Here is a 17,164-nt window from a genome sequence, read left to right as displayed (position 1 = left end):
ATGAAAAGACTCTTTAGCATGTCTTATTTGTTGCTGATTACCGCGTCGATGGCGATGGGTTACGAGGCGACCCACGCAGCCCTGTTAACCCCCGCCGCTATCCAAGACAGTCAGGGCGCCGCGGTGGCGGTAAAAACCGAGTCGTTTATATTCCGCTATTTACGGGTTCTGCCGCAGCATCCCAACGAATACCCCATGACAATAAATGATAACGTACTGGGCCAACTTCATTCCGGCAGTAAATTTATTCTCCAGGCTTATCCTTTTGGCCCGCCGTTGTCGGTCCTGGTAACAAGCACCTCGGTATTTAACGGAATACACCGCTTTACCGGCGATATCTCCAGTGCCGAATTGCAGCATATCGGCTCTTTCAGTATTACCGTCTCCGGCGACCGTCGCGATACTATTGGCAATATCAACATCAATACCAATGATTTCCAGTTCAGCACGCATAACGGGCGAGGGACTATGGCGGTAATCAATCCTGACCGTCAGCCGGTAGAACACTGTTATCCTGATCACGGTGGGCGTTTACTATGTCGTTAGCCAATAGCTGAGAAATATAGCTTTGAAGCAGCGGAAGTCTTAACCCGCTCTTCTGTGCCGGTTGTCGATGTCTGCAAGTATCCCCCGTGCGCCGGTTGATGCACGGGTTAAAGGCTGAATCTATTTATTGGGCTTCTTTTCGGTCTCCACCAAACGCGCCGGTGTTTCCGGCGTCAGTCCGCCACGCCTCCGTTGCCAGGTATTCTCGCCGTTTTTCGACCACTCTCCCGCGACGGCATTGCGGGCGAAATCTTGCCAGATATCATTCCAGTCTCCCATGGAATACCCATACCAGGGTGAACGCGGGGTGAGGGCGGGCAGACCGAGTTCCCGCCACAGCGTCTGCGCCCGTTCCATATATTCCCGCCCCGGCAGCGCGAGGGGCGCCATGGGATATTTAAGCGTCGCATCGATAAGCAGGGTGGAATCGGCATGGGCCGGTCCCGATTTGGGCGAATGCCCGCCGGAACGGTAGGGCTCGATATGCACGTCTTCAATGGGATTACAGCGATAGGCCAGAGACCACATTACCGCGTCCGTATGTTCCGGTTCGATATCCTCGCTCACCGCGATAACCATTTTGCCGCTGTCGGCCTGCCGGGCGGCTGTGCCCTGCAGGCCCCGCCAGATTTCGCTTTTTGGCGTGTTATTGGCAAATTGGACAAAGATGATCGGCCGCAGATTGCTCAGCGGCTCATGCATCACCACCCGCAAAGCGCTTTTCAGGGACAGATGCTCGCGCAGGTGGTTCAGGAACAGAGGTTCCAGGGCCAGCTTTTTGATAACGCTGGATTCGCTGGGGGACACCTGGCTTATCATAGAGGCAAAAACGGGCGCCCGCCGGTGCGTGATGGCGGTCACTTCCATGGACATATTGAAATCCTCCAGGGCGACATAGCCGTTGCTCTCGCCAAACGGCCCTTCCGGCTCAAGCAGGTCGGTATCGATTAGCCCTTCAATGACAATCTCAGCGTCGGCGGGGACTTCAAGGTCCACCGTCACACCCCGTGCGGTCCTTATTGCCGTACCGGCCAGGGCGCCGGCCACCGACAGTTCATCCTGATCAATAGCCAGCTTTTCCGGGCCGGTATACATCACCACCGGAGCGGCGCCGATAACAATGGCGCAGGGCATCCGTTCTCCCCGATCGCGGTATTTGCACCAGTGTAGATAGCCGCCGGCGCCGCCGATGCGTGACGACATCCGCACCCCCAACCGATTGGTGCTTTTCAAAGCGGCCCGATAGGTGCCGATATTGCGCACCCCGCTATCAGGATCGGCGGTAATGCACAGGGTTGCGGTGAGATACGGCGCGGCGTCGAAGCCCGGCGTTGAAACCGGTACCGGCAGCGCTGCCAGCCCGCCGCCGGGACGCTTGAGCTCGTCACCCGTGATGATGATTTCCTGGCAAGGCGGCGCAGTGACCGTAACCGGCGTGATGGGATTTTTGATGGCATTTAGCCAGTCGGCGCCGATATCTTCCAGAGTCCGGCCAATGCCCAGTCCATAAATACGCGGCGACGCGGCAAAGGCGCCTACCGCCACAGGCATATCGTAGCGGCGGCCGGCGGAATCGACGACATTGGTAAAAAGAAAAGCCCGGCGATCGTCCTCGGCGATCCCGCCGATAAACTGGCAACGGACCAAAGGATGCAGTTCGGTATCTTTATTGATGGGACGATCGATGCGAACAAGCAGGCCCTGTGCCTCAAGCTCCGCAAGGTGACTCTGGAAATCAAGGCTCACCGTCTTGCTTACTGATTCTGCGCCATTCATATCGAAATGCTCTTTTAGGGGAAAGGGCACGGCTCTAAGACCCGGTGGCAATAGCGTCGCCAGCGTAATGCCGAGTCTGCATGCTGCAATGGAATTTTCCTGAACGCAATATACCGTTCCCGCTGATTTGTAAGCTGATGTCTTTAGCCCGATGAAGCGCGGCAATGGCCTTGATTGGCGAATTTTTCAGCATACTTTACCTAAGTTCAGGCCTTTGCCAAACCCGTTTCCCCACGGGTTAGCAAATGAACCATTACTCATTTCCTATATTGACGAAGTCATTGACGGCAAACTCGCCCAGAAAATGTCAGGCACGGAAACATGTGACGTTAATCGAGAAAATAAATCCGTCAATGCTGCATAGTGTTAAATAGATCGCAAAATAAATTTGTATAAGCTCACTCTATGACTAAACTTATTTAAGTAAGTGCGAATAAAATGCATAGTGTTGATTATATGCTAAAAGCATTTTAATTTATACCTTACCCTAACTTTTACGTATTATATTGGAGTTAAAATGACTATATATCAAGAAGGTAAGAGAACGTTTGCTCCAACAAAGGAAAAGGCGCCTGCAAAAGAGAAGCCGGCGGAAAAAGCAAAAGCATCCGGTAAGGACAAAAGTGATGATAAAAAGGGCGATAAGTCAAAAGGAAAAGGCAGCACCAAGAAATAATGACTTATAGACCACGCCTGGTACGGCATTCCAGCGGCTGATTAGATTTATCTTAATCAGCCCGTTTTTTTGGCCGGCCGTTTTACCCCTTATACGCTTAGCCTTTTCCTGTATTAGTATCCCGGTGTTACATACCCGCCATCAGTCTTAAACCTAATTCCAAGCCTACCTTTTAATATGGGCGGGTAAAGGTATGGGGATCATGCCATTATACAATCTCATTCACAGTCACTTACCGCGAGCCAAAAGCGTCCTTAATCGCCTCTATTACCACACGGACGCGCCCCGCGGACCAGACATCAGGATTGACCACCAGCCAGATATCGGCGGAGTCGCTGCGGGACGGCATCACGTTGACCAGTTCGGGGCAGCATCTTTCCACTATTTCTTGCGCCATCATACTGATCCCCATTCCTTGCCTGACCGCTTCAATCATCAGCAATTGCGAGGCGGTTTCCATAACGATATTGCCGTTGGTCAAGGGTTCGCCACACAATTCCTGCCAATACTGGGGCAGCACGTCACGGGGAAACATGACCAGCTCATGTCCCGCAAAGGCGCTGCCGGCTACCGGCAGGCCGTGCCTGGAAACATACTCCGCCGAGGCGTACAACCCCATCCGCACGGTGGCCAGCCGACGGATAATCAAGCTGCCGTCCGTCGGACGCGCGCTGCGCACCGCCAGGTCGGCTTCGCCGCGTTTAATATCCAACAGCGCGGGTGCGGTGGAGAGCGTTACGGTAATACCGGGAAACGACTGGCGCAATTCCCGCAGTGCCGGCAGTAAAAAACAGCGCGCCAGCGTTTCCGTTGAGGCAATATGCACCGTGCCGGCCAAGGTTGTGTCCAAACCGATGGTTTTGCGCCCCATTGCCGCAGCGGCGGCTTCCATCTTTTCCGCTTCCGGCACCAATAACCTACCGGCGGCCGTCAGGCTATAACCCTCGGGATGGCGGGTAAACAGGCCGATGTTTAATTCCTGCTCCAGCGTGCGCAGGCGACGGGCAACGGTGGCCTGATCGACGCCGAGGCTGGCCGCCGCCGCCCGCAGGCTGCCTGTGCGGGCGATAGCCAATAAATAACGCGTATTATCCCAGTTCATTTCTCCTCCGCTGCATTTTTGCCGCACCTGACCTTATTCTTGCTGCATTTTAAGCCCGCTGATTCCTCTTTACACTCATGGCAGACAAGGAAACAGAAGGAATAAACCATGACCGAAGCGAGAGTTATAGCTAACGGCGGCGAAACTCCCGCCCAAAGGAGGCAATTTGCCGTTTTGCTGGTGCTCTGCGCCGGCATGTTTATGGCGATTCTGGATGTTAATGTGATTAATATCGCTATCGCCAGCATACAGTCTGAGCTGCGAACGACGGTAGCGGGCATTACCTGGGCAGTGGACGCTTACAACCTGACGCTGACCGGCCTGATGCTGTCCGCCGGTGCGCTGGCCGATCGCCACGGCGCCCGTCGTATATGGATGCTTGGCCTGCTGCTGTTTATCGGCGCGTCATTGGGGTGTGGTCTGGCCCATTCAATCGGCCAATTGATTATGCTGAGGCTGATCCAGGGCATGGGCGCGGCGTTATTTATTCCCGCATCCTTTGCGCTTATGCCTCTTATCTGGCCAGACAATGCGCTCCGGCAACGGAATATTGGCCTGTTTGGCGCCGTCGTTTCCCTTGCCGCCGCGGCGGGACCAATATTGGGGGGTTTTCTGGTCAATTTTTTCGGCTGGCGCAGCGTTTTTTTGATCAATATTCCCATCGGTCTGTGCGGCCTGCTGGCGGCGTTTCGTCTGTTGCCCCGAGTTCACGGCGGCCGCGAGCGGGATTTTGATATGGCGGGACAAGTACTCGGTATAACGACGCTGACCGCGTTGAGTTATTCGCTGATAGAACTGCCTGCGCTGGGATGGGCCAGCAGCTTGATCCAACTTGCCGCAGGGATTTCCCTGGCGGGCGCGGCAGGCTTTATCATGGTGGAACGACGCGCCGTTTCGCCGCTGGTCCCGCAGTCCCTGTTTCAGGATGCCGGGTTTACCATCGCCAATCTCACCGGCATGATGATTAACGTATGTTACTTCGGCGGCATCTATGCCATGAGCCTGGAATTGCAGCACCATTTGCACCTTTCTCCTTTGCGTACGGGTATGGCGCTGCTGCCGTTGGCGCTTTGCCTGATGGCCGGCAATATACTCTCCGGTCGGTTGATGGCGCATTGGGGGGTCAAAAAACAAATGATCACCGGATTAGCGCTAAGCGCCTGCGGCTATCTTGGCATGCTGTTTTTAGCAGATCACATCACCCTCTTGGTGATTATCGCTATGGCACTCTTGGCCGGAGGCGCCGCCTTTGTCGTGCCGCCGATGACATCCACCGTCTTGCACCGAGCGCCTTTAGCGATGGTGGCTTCCGCCTCTGCGGTACACACCACGCTGCGTCAGCTGGGGTCGCTGATGGGTATCGCCCTGACCGGCCTGGTATTTTCGCTTCTCGTCTCGCCTTTGGCGATGCTGATGCTGGTTTCAGCGCTGGTTCATCTCCTGCTGGCGCTGGTGGTCTGGCGATGGCTACCTGAAAAATGAAAAATCCGTACATGAACGAACAAGATGGCGGTTGGGAAAGAACAGCTTTTTGTCCATCCGAGATTGTTACAGCTAATGGAACATAACGAACATCACTATGTTTCGTATTTGGTATTGACGGCCATTAACTGATATCCCTTGAAATGCTGGCTATGCAGTCGGTTTATGGCGTTATCTACACGCGCAACTTCTGCTCGTCACTCGAAAGGGCATGACATCGCAAACAGACCCGGCGGGTTGAAAAAAAGGTCGGACCTGACAGCCCGACCGATCTCACTTGCCCATCCATGGCACACAGCAAAAGAATGAGGCTGTAGAGTGCCATCCTGAGACTAAATGGTTCCTTAACTGTTTCTAATATTGCCAAAACAGACTTGCTCGCAACATAGAGGATGGACAGCCGCTGCCGGCAAAATGGTCAGGTTCGACAGTCCTAGCCAGGACGCCATCAGGCGAAGTTCTCCCATAAGTCGTTCCACCGTACACTGCGGCGCACCGGGCTCGAGATGTGCCCGCAGGACAAGCAGTGTGCCGGTTTTGCGTTCCGCCTTCAGGTCCACGCGGGCGACGAGCGCGCCATCCAGCAGGAAAGGCAGTACGTAATAACCGTGCTCGCGCTTATGGGCGGGCGTGTAGATTTCAAGACGATAGCGGAATCCGAATACCCTCTCGGTGCGCGGACGGTGCCATATAAGCGGGTCGAAGGGCGACAGAAGTGCCGCGCCCTCAAGCTTGCGACCGGCGCGGGCCTCTTTGTGTAAATAGGCCTGCTGCTGCCAGCCACGCACCCGCACCGGGATGAGGGTTCCCTCTTCCACCAACTGTTCGATGGGCAACCTTGCGTCCGGCGCGGGGATGCGATAGTAGTCACGCAGGTCATCCACCGTCGCGATGCCCAAGGCGCGCCCGGAGCGTTCGATAAGCGCCCGCCGGGCATCAACGCCGCTTGGCGTGGGGAGTTGCAGGATAGCCCGTGGCAACACCCGCTCGGGCAGATCGTAGACCCGCTCAAAGCTGCCCCTGCGGTGGGTTGAGGCAACCAGCCCGGCCCAGAACAGCCATTCCAGCGCATGCTTGGCGGCGCTCCATACCCACATGCCCTTTGCGGCTCGGCTGCCCGCTATATCGGATGCGGCCAGCGGACCCTCTGCCTCAATGCGGGCAAGCAGGGCATCGGCCTCGCCCCGCTTCTCCCCGGCAAAGGGCTCGAGTTGCCGCCACACGCCCTGGCCGCGAAGCGCGCGGTTCATACGCCAGCGCAGCAGTGGTTGACAGTCAATGGGCAGCATGGACGCCTCATGTCCCCAATATTCGAAGAAGCGCTTGGGTCTGGCTGCCGACAGCGCGTCGAGGAGCGCCGGTTCGTAAGAGCCCAGGCGTGAGTAGAGCGGCATATAGTGCGCGCGCACTAGAATATTCACGCTGTCGATCTGAAGCAGACCGAGCTTTTCAACGCCCTTGCGCAGCTGAGCCGCGCCGACAGCCTCCAGGCGATGCAGTCCGTTAAAGCCCTGGGCCGTAAGCGCGACGCGACGTGCTTCCGCAACGGAGATTTCCGCCTTCAGAATGGCTCTCCCGTAACAATGGAGATAAGTGCGCGCAAGTTGGCGGATCGGTTATCACATAGGTAGATTGGATAAGCTAAAGCCATTTTTTTCTCCGAAAAGCGCTGTCTTGGTATCAATGCGGGATCGTCGTTTGTAAAACGCTTCAACATTGAGCGGAGCGGCGGTTGCGGCAAAGGCACCGTAGCGTTTCATATTTAATACATTAGCTTGCATCATGTACAAGAGGAATTTTTATCAAGGCGTGGGTCGTTTGGAACCGGCAAGCACCGGCAGTCGATTGTTTTGATAGCAGCAGTACGATGGGGCAAATTTACTGACTGTCGAAGGTACTGAAAGTGAATGAACGGAAGCATCTGCTAAAATTATGCCGTGCCCGGTCGTAGATGAAACATTACTGAACTGCAGGCGCATCTGGCCTAGAAAATTTAAGCCAGATTTATCCAGACAGACACCTGTAAAAACGTATAACGTTAAGATCAGGTTTAATCAGATACACATGCTTACGATTTAAAATATTAAATACGAGGCTTTAATACTTTATTTTTTGAAGACTTCGGCACTAACGGTTTTATGATCCGACTCGTGACCTGATCTATCGACAATAAGATAGAAGCAATCACGTGCTTTTACGTTGCCCGATGCCCAACATTTTTTATTTGCTTCTTTTGCCAGTTTTTTATGACCGATGGAAGGGGTGCCCGTCTGCGTAAGAGACACATCGCCTATTTTGGTGTAATTAGCGGACTCTTCACGGGTAATCTGCTTTGCCGCAAAAGTAGAGGCAGAAAACAGAACGGTTACAGCCAGTATGGAGATAATGTATTTCATTGCCTGACCTTATTTTTTATAGAAAATTTGCGGGGGGGTTAAAATTATTTTACTCACCTCTTAAGGAATAGCTTAAATCCGTGAAAAGTCAATATGAGCACGGTATTGCCGGTTTTTACAAGTCCGGGTCCAACCATTGCCAAATCGGCGTGGCTCATGGCATGGCATTGGCCTCACCCCCGCCACGTATCTTCCCGGCAAAAAATCGAGTTGCCGCCACACGCCTTGGTTGCGACGCGACGAGCGTCCGTTGCTTGGTAGATTCTATGGCGGGGACAAATTGCGGGATGGTAATCGGGATTGCTATCGGGGTAGATCATCCCGAGTTAAACCAATGTCACGCAATTGTCGATCATTCATTCTGAGCAGTTCGATACGTGCTTTGCGACGCAGTTTCTTTTTGTATAAGAAAATACAAAATTTCGAATATAAAACAAATATTAGCCTGGGCCTAGAAGTAGAAATATTTAATCTAGAAAAAATAAAGTTTTTATTCTGACGTCTTTTTTTATTATGCATTTTACATATTCTTTTGATATTAAACCAGGCGATACTTGTGTATCGCCATTGGTCCACAATATAAGAATGGCACTATAATTTGACGTTTCAGCCAGATTATTTTTCAATTTCCACCAATTGGCGGGATACGTCAGCAGTCAAATCAAGGCCATAGATTTTCTTTAGCTCGCCTATACGAACAAGGCTTTGGTCACCGAATGCGCACTTACCTTCAAAGGCATGTAGTACGATACCTTCGACAAGATTTTCCAAGCTTATATCGTGATATTCGGCCAGACCCTTAAGTACTTTTAGAAGACGTTTTTCAATACGAAAACCGGATTGCACTCGATCTACAGTATAAGGTTTTGAAACGTTTTCTTGGTTAACAGCCATTTATCGATCCTCTCTATGGTGGTTCACCTTGTCATGTCGTTGGCACTTCGGGCCGGAAGCCCAGGCTTCGCGCCAGGGTTCCGTTCAACACCCCCGACCAGGGATGGGAAAGAGGCGTGGCTATCGGTTCCATCGAGGCGCATAGTTCGGTAGCGAACTATGTCAATTGTCTCGTCTCTTTTTCCTATTTGCTTGCTCATTCAAAAGGCAAGGAAGCCAAATGTAAAAGATTTTTTTGGGCTTTTTTATAAAGGTTCGTTTGTTCATTGAATTAACACGTTCATGACTCATGAACAAAAAGAAGGTGTGAACAGATGAGAAAGTACAGCTGCTGTATGAGCTGTAGAGAACCTGCCGACGGGATTCCAGTTACTTCAGTATGAATTCAGTACTAGATATCGGCCCTAACAATAATAAAAATTATTTATAAGATTCATAATGTGTTAATTCAACGAGTAATTTGTTTATACAATAAATATTTGTTCAACAAAACCATTTTTATACTGAGAACGCTTCTCTTATTATTCGTAATTTAATATGATTCTCTTGCTGCCGAAGAGCCGGCAGCCGGGATTTGCAGCCCGATGAGCTCCATGGCGAACGCGCGCCAGCGCAATCTTAATGTTACTCCATGGAGATTGTATTATGAATACCGCCATTCTCACCACCGAACTTCGTATTGCCCTGTATCGTCGCGTTGCCGCACTGGCTTACCAAAATTTCTGCTTATCCAAAGGGATGGGCCAGCCATTGGCGTTGGATGCGCTTGAAATCAAGATCGCTTGGCAAGTTGAAGCCGATCATATAATTGAATATGGTTTGGAACATGGCCCGGAATACGCCTGTGAATTTTTACGTGATTTGGTTGACCCTGATTTCCTTACCGAACCGCCACAGCTGACGGAATGGGGCATCGAAGCCATGGAATTGATTGTGAATAGCAGGATTGATGATATTCCTGAAAGCAAGGTGCTGCATTAAGCCTACTTTGCTGCAATAAGCTGATTGGATATTTTCAAGTCCATGTCTCTCTGCTTGGGAAAACGTAAAAGAGCTCAATGGTAAATTTTGTATAGAGCTCTTTTCAGTTAATTTTGTTTTTGAATAATTCATTATTAATTAGCGGATTATCCCGTTTCCAGCTAGCCACATTGCTGATATGGCTACCTTACTTGTTTTCAATATGTCAGAAAATAATGTATACTTCTGACATATGGAGGCAACGCTTATGAACACATTACCCGAATCTATCATGCTGCACGCAAAAGGCCTCCAGGAAGGCGGGGTACTGTCGCCTAAGGAATTCCTCCACCTAGGTAGCCGGGCGGCCGTAGACCAAGCATTCTCCAGGCTGGTCAAAGCCGGTAAGCTTTTACGTGTAGCGCGAGGCATCTATGCGGTTCCTATTTCCGGCCGGTTCGGTACTCGCGCGCCTTCGCCGGAGAAAGTCATCAAGGCGATGGCAGAGCAAAGCGGTGAGATAGTCGTTGCCCATGGCGCCAGTGCCGCCAACGCGCTGGGGTTGACGCAGCAGGTGCCGATCCGGGAGGTTTATCTCACTTCCGGGCGAACCCGTAAGTTGATGTTAGGCCGTTCGGAAATACTCGTGAAACATGCCCCGCGCTGGATGTTAGCCTTGGGCTCAGGGCCGGCGGGTGCGGCGGTACGTGCTCTGGCCTGGATGGGGCCGACCCATGTCGGCGAGTCTCTGATGTCGCTGCATAGTACTCTTCCAAGCATAGAGTGGCGTGCCCTGGCGGCTTCACGAGGGGCGCTACCGTCCTGGATGGCCCAGGCAATTGGTAAGGAAGCCTCGCGTGACTGATTATTTTTTTGACCTTTCTGAAGATGACAGGCGTGAAGCAATGGAATATGTTCGCTCGCGAACAGGGCGTCCAGTCCATTTGCTCGAAAAGGATGTGTGGGTAGTATGGGCTTTAAACGCATTGTTTGAGTCACCCTTATCCTCTGATTTAACCTTCAAAGGCGGCACATCATTGTCGAAAGTCTACAAAGTTATTGACCGTTTCTCTGAAGATATCGACCTTACTTATAATATTCGCAAGCTGCTCGCGGATTTGGTCGATGATGGCGGTAATTTACCCGCCAGCCGTAACCAGGCCAGCAAATGGACAAAAGCTGTGCGGCATCGTCTGCCTGTGTGGATCAAGCAGAGTGTACAGCCGGTTATCGAGGCATCGTTGGTACGAGACGGGCTGGATGCGAAGGTCGAAATCAGTGGAAAGGATAACGATAAGTTACTACTACATTATCCCGCTCTCGCCAAAGGCACCGGCTATATTCCTCCCGTTATCACGCTGGAGTTTGGTGGGCGTGCCACTGGCGAACCTCACCAAGTAATGCCAGTTTTCTGTGACATGGAAGGGCATTTATCGGGAGTGACATTTCCAGCGGCTTCACCATTGGTCATGAGCGTAGCTCGCACATTCTGGGAAAAAGCCACTGCGGCACATGTCTATTGTGCACAAGGTCGCATTCACGGGGAACGATATGCGCGGCATTGGCACGATCTTGCCGCTATCGCGCGCAGCCAACATTTCACCGGTGCCGTTACCGATCGCAATGTCGCTAGATCTGTCGCTCAGCACAAATCTTTTTTCTTCATAGAGAAGGATGCCGATGGTGCAGTTATCGATTATGCTGGCGCAACGCAGGGTTATCTCAACATAGTCCCTGACGGGAAAGCTCGCGATGCCCTTGCGGAAGATTACGCAGCGATGTTGGATGATGATGTGATGGTTGGCGACGCAATGCCTTTCGACCAACTTATGAAAATGTGCCGTGACGTTGAAGCCAGGGTTAATGAAGCCGCTATTATATAGATATCATTTTTCAAAAATACTAACCGGTTTACCGTTGACAGCGGCATCCAGCACTACGGAAATATTGGCTCTGGCTTGAGTCGAGGTATAGGTCAGCATATCGTTTCTCCTAAGTTGTACATATCAAATGTACACATCGTTTGTTCTCTTTTCATTCATCGGCATGAAAAACATCGCTGAGCTATCAACTAAGCCAGGATTATCATGCTGCCATTTCGTTTAAAGGAAGCCAGACTGAAAGCGAAGTTGTCGCAGCAACGGCTTGGCGTTCTTGCCGGTATCGATGAAGCCACGGCCAGTGCGCGGATGAATCAGTATGAGCGTGGTGTTCATACCCCTGATTTTGACCTTGCCTGCCGGCTGGCGGCGGTGCTCGATATACCCGCGTCGTATTTCTATACGGTAGAAGACGATCTCGCCGAAATGATCCTTAACTACCATACCGATAAGAAAAAGTCGTCTAATCGGCCTCAATAGCGTTAATGCCGATCGCTTGGGAATGGATTCTTGTGGACGGGATAAAACGTAGCAAAAGAGGGGAGCGACAAAAATGCCCTGTAAACAGGGCATTATGGTGGCCAGTATCAAGAGTGAACATCACTCGATATTCTGTATCTGCTCTCGCATCTGCTCAATCAGCACCTTCAGCTCAATGGCCGAGGTCGTTACGCTGGCATTGATGGACTTCGACCCCAGCGTGTTCGATTCCCGGTTGAACTCCTGCATCATGAAATCCAGGCGGCGGCCGACGGCTTCTTTCTTATTGAGGATGTTGTAGGTTTCTTTTACGTGGGCCTCCAAGCGATCCAGCTCCTCGGCGACATCGATGCGCTGGGCCAGCAGCACCAGTTCCTGCTCAAGGCGGTTGTTCTCCAGCTGAACCTTGGCGTCTTCCATTTTTGCCAGCAGGCGTTCCCGCTGCCACACCAGGATATCCGGCATTTGCTGGCGCACCTTGGCGACTTCGGCGCTGACGTTCGCCAGGCGCTGCTCGATCATCAGCTTCATTGCCGCGCCTTCGGTTTCCCGTACCAGGATAAAATCATCCAGGGTCTGGTCCAGGGCCGCCAGCAGTTCCGCGCTGATGGCGTCCAGATCCTGCTCTTCCGCCGCCATCACGCCGGGCCAGCGCAAGATTTCCACCGGGTCGATTTCACCCTCGTCGCTTTGCATCTTGACCCATTGAGCGGCTTCCACCAGCTGTTTCGCCAATGCCTCGTTTAAGATCAACGCGCTTTGCATATGGGGATTGGCCTCAAAGCGCAAATTGCATTCAATCTTGCCGCGGGTCAGGCGATTGCGGGTGCGTTCACGAATGGCCGGCTCCAGCCCGCGAAATTGCTCCGGCAACCGGATATAGGTTTCCAGATAGCGTTGATTGACAGAGCGTAGCTCCCAGGTGGCATTGCCCCAGTTACCCTTGATCTCACGTCGGGCGAAAGCGGTCATACTGCGGATCATAAACATACCCGTCCATTAAAAAAGATGGGGGGATTATAGCGTCGCATGGACGAGCATGATAGGCATAAGGCGACGAAGACCGTATAATGCGCAGCCAATACATGATTAACCCGTCCGGAGAGACACAATGCGTCCAGCAGGCAGAGAAGTACAGCAAGTGCGCCCCGTCACCATTACCCGCCATTTCACCAAACATGCCGAGGGTTCGGTGCTGATAGAATTCGGTGATACCCGGGTGCTTTGCACTGCAACGGTGGAAGAAGGCGTACCGCGTTTTCTCAAGGGGCAGGGACAAGGCTGGATTACCGCGGAGTACGGCATGTTGCCCCGGGCAACCCATACCCGCAATGCACGGGAAGCCTCTCGCGGCAAGCAGGGGGGCCGGACTATGGAAATCCAGCGTCTGATTGCCCGTTCCCTGCGGGCGGCGGTGGATTTGACCAAGCTCGGCGAATATACCATTACCCTTGATTGCGATGTGCTGCAGGCCGATGGCGGCACCCGCACCGCGTCCATCACCGGCGCCTGCGTGGCGCTGGTGGATGCCCTTAACGGCATGGTGAAGGAAGGCCAGCTCAAGGTGAGCCCCTTCAAGGGTTTTGTGGCGGCTATATCGGTAGGTATAGTGGCGGGCCGCGGGGTATGCGATTTGGAATATGTGGAAGACTCCACCGCGGAAACCGATATGAACGTGGTGATGCTGGAAGACGGCCGGATGATAGAAGTCCAGGGCACCGCCGAAGGAGAGCCGTTCAGCCAGCAGGAACTGCTCGGCTTGCTTGAACTGGCGCGCGGGGGCATCGAAACCCTGATTCAGGCGCAGAAAGCGGCGCTGTCGGTTTAATGTTGCCGGGCGGCGCCGATGCGCCGCCTGCGGGTTGGAAGGAGTGTATATGAAAGACTACCAGCGTGAATTTATAGAGTTCGCATTAAATAAACAGGTGCTTAAATTTGGCGAATTTACGCTGAAGTCAGGGCGCAAGAGCCCTTACTTTTTCAATGCCGGTTTGTTTAATACCGGCCGCGATCTGGCGCTGCTGGGCCGATTCTACGCCGCCGCGCTGATGGATTCCGGTATTGATTTCGATGTGGTGTTCGGGCCGGCCTATAAGGGCATCCCCATCGCCACCACCACGGTAGTAGCCCTGGCGGAGCACTATGAGCGGGATGTGCCCTACTGTTTCAATCGCAAGGAAGCCAAGGAACATGGGGAGGGGGGCAGCCTGGTGGGCAGTCCTTTGCAGGGGAAAGTCATGCTGGTGGATGATGTTATCACCGCCGGCACCGCCATTCGCGAGTCCATGGAAATCATCACCGCCCATCAGGCCACCCTTGCCGGGGTGTTGATTTCTCTCGACCGCCGGGAAAAAGGCCGGGGGGATATTTCAGCGATCCAGGAAGTGGAGCGGGATTATCACTGCCGGGTGCTGGCTATCATTACCTTGGACGATCTTATCGATTATCTGGAAGAAAAAAACGAGATGGCCGATCACCTGGCGGCGGTGCATGCCTACCAGCGGCAGTACGGTGTCTGAAGCATTGCCGCCCCGGGCGGCGGCATTTACTTCAACTGAGCCAGCAGCAGCGGCCAGCGCGCTTCAAAGTCCCGGGTCGGCAAATATTTGAATTCGGTGCGGACAAAACGCGCCAGCAGTCCTTCGCAATAGGCCAGCAGCTGGCTGGCCAGCAGGGTTTCATCGCTTTCGAATCCTTGGCCTTCGCGCAGCTTGCGCTCCCGCAACACTTGGCGCAGCTGGGCTTCTATGCGTTCATAAAGCTGATTGATGCGGCCCTGCAGACGGTCCTGTTCGAACATCAGGGCATGGCCGGTCATGATGCGCGTCAGGCCGGGGTTGCGTTCGGCAAAGCCCAGGATCAGCAGTAAAATCAGACGAAGACGATTAAAGGTTTCCTTTTCATCCTGCAGAATGAGATTGATGCGGCTGCTCAAGCTGTCTTCGATAAATTCTATCAGGCTGTCGAACATGCGGGTTTTGCTGGGGAAGTGGCGGTAAAGCGCGGCTTCCGATACCCCCACCGCCGCGGCCAGTTTAGCGGTGGTGATCCGTTGACTGCCGTCGCTGGATTCAAGCATTTGCGCCAATGCCTGAAGAATTTCCTCGCGTCGATTACGCTTCTTGTTTTTTTGTTCTGTCATACCTAACGGGTCCCTGGGTAATAAAATCAAATCGAATCAACATCAGGCATCGGCCGTAACATCACCCTGTGTTACGGCGTTAAAAAAATGAATTATCAATGCCGGGGAAGGTTTGCCCGTTAACGTCTACATTAACGCTTCCATTAAGGACTAGTGGCGTCCGGAATGACCAAAGCCGCCTTCGCCACGTTCGCTGGCGGTAAAATCGTCCACCACGTTAAAATCCACCTGCACTACGGGTACGAAGACCATCTGCGCGAGGCGTTCGCCCGGTTCAATAGTAAAGACCTGCTGACCGCGGTTCCACACCGAGACCATCAGCGGCCCCTGGTAGTCCGAATCGATGAGTCCCACCAGGTTGCCCAGTACAATGCCGTGCTTATGTCCCAGCCCGGATCGGGGCAATATCACCGCCGCCAGCGCCGGATCGGCAATATGAACGGCCAGGCCGGTGGGAACCAGGGTGGTTTCTCCCGGCGCCAGGACAACGGCGCTATCGAGACAGGCACGCAAATCCAGGCCGGCGGAGCCTTCAGTGGCGTAGGCCGGCAGGGGAAATTGCTCGCCGATGCGGCGATCAAGGATCTTAACGTCGATTTTTTTCTTCATAACGGCTGATAATCTCGTCGATTAATTGTTGACCAAGCAAGGTCTTATCGCTTAGCGGCAAAAGGCGATCCCCATCCTGCCAAAATAAATGCAAGGCGTTGGTCTCGCTGTTAAATCCCTGGTCTTGCCGGGACACGTCATTGGCGCAAATCAAATCGAGATTTTTCTTTATGCGCTTTTGCCGGGCGTATTCTTCCATATTCTGTGTTTCGGCGGCAAATCCGACCACATACGGGCGATTTTTGGTCATGGCCCCCACCTCGGCCACAATATCAGGGTTTTTTATCATTTTTATGGTGATTTCGTCACCCTGGGTTTTTATTTTTTCGCTGGCGGTTTGAATGGCGCGATAATCCGCCACCGCGGCGCAGCCGATAAAAATCTGCTGCAGTTCGATATCATTCATTACCGCGTCATGCATCTCCAGCGCGCTGGTAACGTTGACGCGCCAGACGTTGGCCGGGGTGGGCAAATCCACCGGGCCGGCCACCAGCGTGACATGGGCGCCCCGGTCCGCCGCCGCCTTGGCGATGGCGAATCCCATCCGGCCGGAGCTTTGATTGCTGATATAACGCACCGGATCAAGGGACTCCCGGGTGGGGCCGGCGGTGACCATGATGTTGAGATGTTCCAGGCTGCGGTCGATGGTAAAATGACGGCGCGCCCTCTCCACCAGCTCCAGGGGATTGAGCATCCGGCCCGGGCCGATGTCGCCGCAGGCCTGGCTGCCGTCATCCGGACCCCATAATAGTACGCCGCGCGCGGCCAGGGTCTGCAGGTTGGCCTGGGTAGCGCTCGCCCGGTACATCTGCTGGTTCATGGCCGGGGCCACGGCAATGCGCGCGGCGGTGGCGAGGCATATCGTGGTCACCAGGTCATTGGCCATGCCCGCCGCCATACGGGCCAGCACATCGGCGCTGGCAGGGGCCAGCAGGACCAGATCGGCCCATTTGCCCAGTTCGATATGCCCCATTGCGGCTTCGGCGGCGGGATCCAGCAAATCGTCGGCTACCGGATGTCCGGAAACCGCCTGGAGCGTCAGCGGGGTGATAAACGCTTTTGCCGCGGGGGTCATGACAACCCGTACCTCAGCGCCCCTGTCACGTAAACGGCGCACCAGTTCAGGGCTCTTGTAGGCGGCGATGCCGCCGCTTATGCCAAGTACAATATGTTTGCCGGCAAGTTCCGTCATCTCGAATGTCCACTTGAAAGCTTGAGTAG

General features: G+C 53.5%; 20 protein-coding genes and 1 pseudogene. 9 read left to right on the top strand and 12 right to left on the bottom strand.

The genetic code is table 11. The annotated features are described in order from the left end of the window. The gene (locus ACL2XJ_RS07280; RefSeq protein ID WP_413726090.1) at positions 1-546 is read left to right on the top strand and encodes a hypothetical protein; all 546 of its coding nucleotides are present in this window, start codon (positions 1-3) and stop codon (positions 544-546) included. Between the two features lie 120 nt (positions 547-666). Here the strand turns inward: ACL2XJ_RS07280 and ACL2XJ_RS07275 are convergent, their stop codons facing one another. Continuing rightward, the gene (locus tag ACL2XJ_RS07275; protein WP_413726089.1) at positions 667-2,322 is read right to left on the bottom strand and encodes a UbiD family decarboxylase; all 1,656 of its coding nucleotides are present in this window, start codon (positions 2,320-2,322) and stop codon (positions 667-669) included. Between the two features lie 517 nt (positions 2,323-2,839). On the opposite strand from ACL2XJ_RS07275, the gene ACL2XJ_RS07270 reads away from it, so the two are divergent. Then, positions 2,840-2,998, top strand: a complete 159-nt coding sequence (locus ACL2XJ_RS07270; RefSeq protein ID WP_165934199.1) for a hypothetical protein — start codon at positions 2,840-2,842, stop codon at positions 2,996-2,998. Positions 2,999-3,230: 232 nt separating this feature from the next. Here ACL2XJ_RS07270 and ACL2XJ_RS07265 read toward each other — a convergent pair whose 3' ends face one another. After that, entirely contained in the window at positions 3,231-4,100 is an 870-nt protein-coding gene (locus tag ACL2XJ_RS07265) for a LysR family transcriptional regulator (protein ID WP_413726088.1), read from the bottom strand. 108 nt (positions 4,101-4,208) lie between these two features. Between ACL2XJ_RS07265 and ACL2XJ_RS07260 the strand changes: the two genes are divergently transcribed. Beyond that, positions 4,209-5,582, top strand: coding sequence for an MFS transporter (locus ACL2XJ_RS07260; protein ID WP_413726087.1), 1,374 nt, complete (start codon positions 4,209-4,211; stop codon positions 5,580-5,582). Positions 5,583-5,926: 344 nt separating this feature from the next. Here the strand turns inward: ACL2XJ_RS07260 and ACL2XJ_RS07255 are convergent, their stop codons facing one another. The 5 genes from ACL2XJ_RS07255 to ACL2XJ_RS07235 form a co-directional block, all read right to left on the bottom strand. Beyond that, positions 5,927-7,048 carry a winged helix-turn-helix domain-containing protein gene (locus tag ACL2XJ_RS07255; RefSeq protein WP_413726862.1) on the bottom strand — a complete coding sequence of 374 codons (1,122 nt, stop codon included), beginning with the start codon at positions 7,046-7,048 and terminating at the stop codon, positions 5,927-5,929. A 153-nt stretch (positions 7,049-7,201) separates the two neighbouring features. After that, positions 7,202-7,342, bottom strand: coding sequence for a hypothetical protein (locus ACL2XJ_RS07250; protein ID WP_413726086.1), 141 nt, complete (start codon positions 7,340-7,342; stop codon positions 7,202-7,204). A gap of 345 nt (positions 7,343-7,687) precedes the next feature. Further along, positions 7,688-7,978, bottom strand: a complete 291-nt coding sequence (locus ACL2XJ_RS07245) for a hypothetical protein (RefSeq protein ID WP_413726085.1) — start codon at positions 7,976-7,978, stop codon at positions 7,688-7,690. 303 nt (positions 7,979-8,281) lie between these two features. Then, a complete protein-coding gene (locus ACL2XJ_RS07240; protein ID WP_413726084.1) occupies positions 8,282-8,497 on the bottom strand; it encodes a DUF1127 domain-containing protein in 216 nt (71 codons plus the stop codon). Positions 8,498-8,593: 96 nt separating this feature from the next. Beyond that, positions 8,594-8,872, bottom strand: coding sequence for a hypothetical protein (locus tag ACL2XJ_RS07235; RefSeq protein ID WP_413726083.1), 279 nt, complete (start codon positions 8,870-8,872; stop codon positions 8,594-8,596). A gap of 645 nt (positions 8,873-9,517) precedes the next feature. Between ACL2XJ_RS07235 and ACL2XJ_RS07230 the strand changes: the two genes are divergently transcribed. From ACL2XJ_RS07230 to ACL2XJ_RS07220, 3 genes are all read left to right on the top strand, one after another. Then, positions 9,518-9,853 (top strand): DUF5375 family protein, encoded by a 336-nt coding sequence (locus ACL2XJ_RS07230; RefSeq protein ID WP_413726082.1) that lies wholly within the window; start codon positions 9,518-9,520, stop codon positions 9,851-9,853. Between the two features lie 247 nt (positions 9,854-10,100). Continuing rightward, positions 10,101-10,697, top strand: coding sequence for a DUF6088 family protein (locus ACL2XJ_RS07225; protein WP_413726081.1), 597 nt, complete (start codon positions 10,101-10,103; stop codon positions 10,695-10,697). Beyond that, the gene (locus tag ACL2XJ_RS07220) at positions 10,690-11,715 is read left to right on the top strand and encodes a nucleotidyl transferase AbiEii/AbiGii toxin family protein (RefSeq protein ID WP_413726080.1); all 1,026 of its coding nucleotides are present in this window, start codon (positions 10,690-10,692) and stop codon (positions 11,713-11,715) included. The genes ACL2XJ_RS07225 and ACL2XJ_RS07220 overlap by 8 nt, the downstream gene beginning before the upstream one ends. Positions 11,716-11,730: 15 nt before the next feature. On the opposite strand, the pseudogene ACL2XJ_RS07215 reads toward ACL2XJ_RS07220, so the two are convergent. Further along, positions 11,731-11,814, bottom strand: a pseudogene (locus ACL2XJ_RS07215) (type II toxin-antitoxin system prevent-host-death family antitoxin); the annotation flags it as partial. Positions 11,815-11,919: 105 nt separating this feature from the next. Here ACL2XJ_RS07215 and ACL2XJ_RS07210 point away from each other — a divergent pair. Continuing rightward, positions 11,920-12,192, top strand: a complete 273-nt coding sequence (locus ACL2XJ_RS07210; RefSeq protein ID WP_413726079.1) for a helix-turn-helix domain-containing protein — start codon at positions 11,920-11,922, stop codon at positions 12,190-12,192. A 120-nt stretch (positions 12,193-12,312) separates the two neighbouring features. Here the strand turns inward: ACL2XJ_RS07210 and ACL2XJ_RS07205 are convergent, their stop codons facing one another. Then, positions 12,313-13,176 carry a YicC/YloC family endoribonuclease gene (locus ACL2XJ_RS07205; protein ID WP_132924243.1) on the bottom strand — a complete coding sequence of 288 codons (864 nt, stop codon included), beginning with the start codon at positions 13,174-13,176 and terminating at the stop codon, positions 12,313-12,315. Positions 13,177-13,303: 127 nt separating this feature from the next. Between ACL2XJ_RS07205 and rph the strand changes: the two genes are divergently transcribed. Together rph and pyrE are read left to right on the top strand one after the other, a co-directional pair. Further along, positions 13,304-14,020 (top strand): ribonuclease PH, encoded by a 717-nt coding sequence (rph, locus tag ACL2XJ_RS07200; RefSeq protein WP_132924245.1) that lies wholly within the window; start codon positions 13,304-13,306, stop codon positions 14,018-14,020. A 49-nt stretch (positions 14,021-14,069) separates the two neighbouring features. Next, positions 14,070-14,711: an orotate phosphoribosyltransferase gene (gene pyrE, locus ACL2XJ_RS07195; RefSeq protein ID WP_132924247.1), complete on the top strand. Its 642-nt coding sequence runs from the start codon at positions 14,070-14,072 to the stop codon at positions 14,709-14,711. Between the two features lie 26 nt (positions 14,712-14,737). Here the strand turns inward: pyrE and slmA are convergent, their stop codons facing one another. The 3 genes from slmA to coaBC all read right to left on the bottom strand — a co-directional run bounded on the left by slmA (position 14,738) and on the right by coaBC (position 17,135). Further along, a complete protein-coding gene (slmA, locus tag ACL2XJ_RS07190) occupies positions 14,738-15,334 on the bottom strand; it encodes a nucleoid occlusion factor SlmA (RefSeq protein ID WP_132924249.1) in 597 nt (198 codons plus the stop codon). A 150-nt stretch (positions 15,335-15,484) separates the two neighbouring features. Continuing rightward, positions 15,485-15,943 (bottom strand): dUTP diphosphatase, encoded by a 459-nt coding sequence (gene dut, locus ACL2XJ_RS07185; protein ID WP_132924251.1) that lies wholly within the window; start codon positions 15,941-15,943, stop codon positions 15,485-15,487. Then, on the bottom strand, positions 15,921-17,135 hold the full coding sequence (gene coaBC / locus ACL2XJ_RS07180; RefSeq protein ID WP_413726078.1) for a bifunctional phosphopantothenoylcysteine decarboxylase/phosphopantothenate--cysteine ligase CoaBC: 1,215 nt from the start codon (positions 17,133-17,135) through the stop codon (positions 15,921-15,923). The genes dut and coaBC overlap by 23 nt, the downstream gene beginning before the upstream one ends. Positions 17,136-17,164: the final 29 nt, after the last annotated feature.

The organism is Sodalis sp. RH16 (assembly GCF_047324245.1).
GTDB lineage: Bacteria > Pseudomonadota > Gammaproteobacteria > Enterobacterales > Enterobacteriaceae > Acerihabitans > Acerihabitans ligni.
This window is presented reverse-complemented; position numbering and strand designations above follow the sequence as displayed.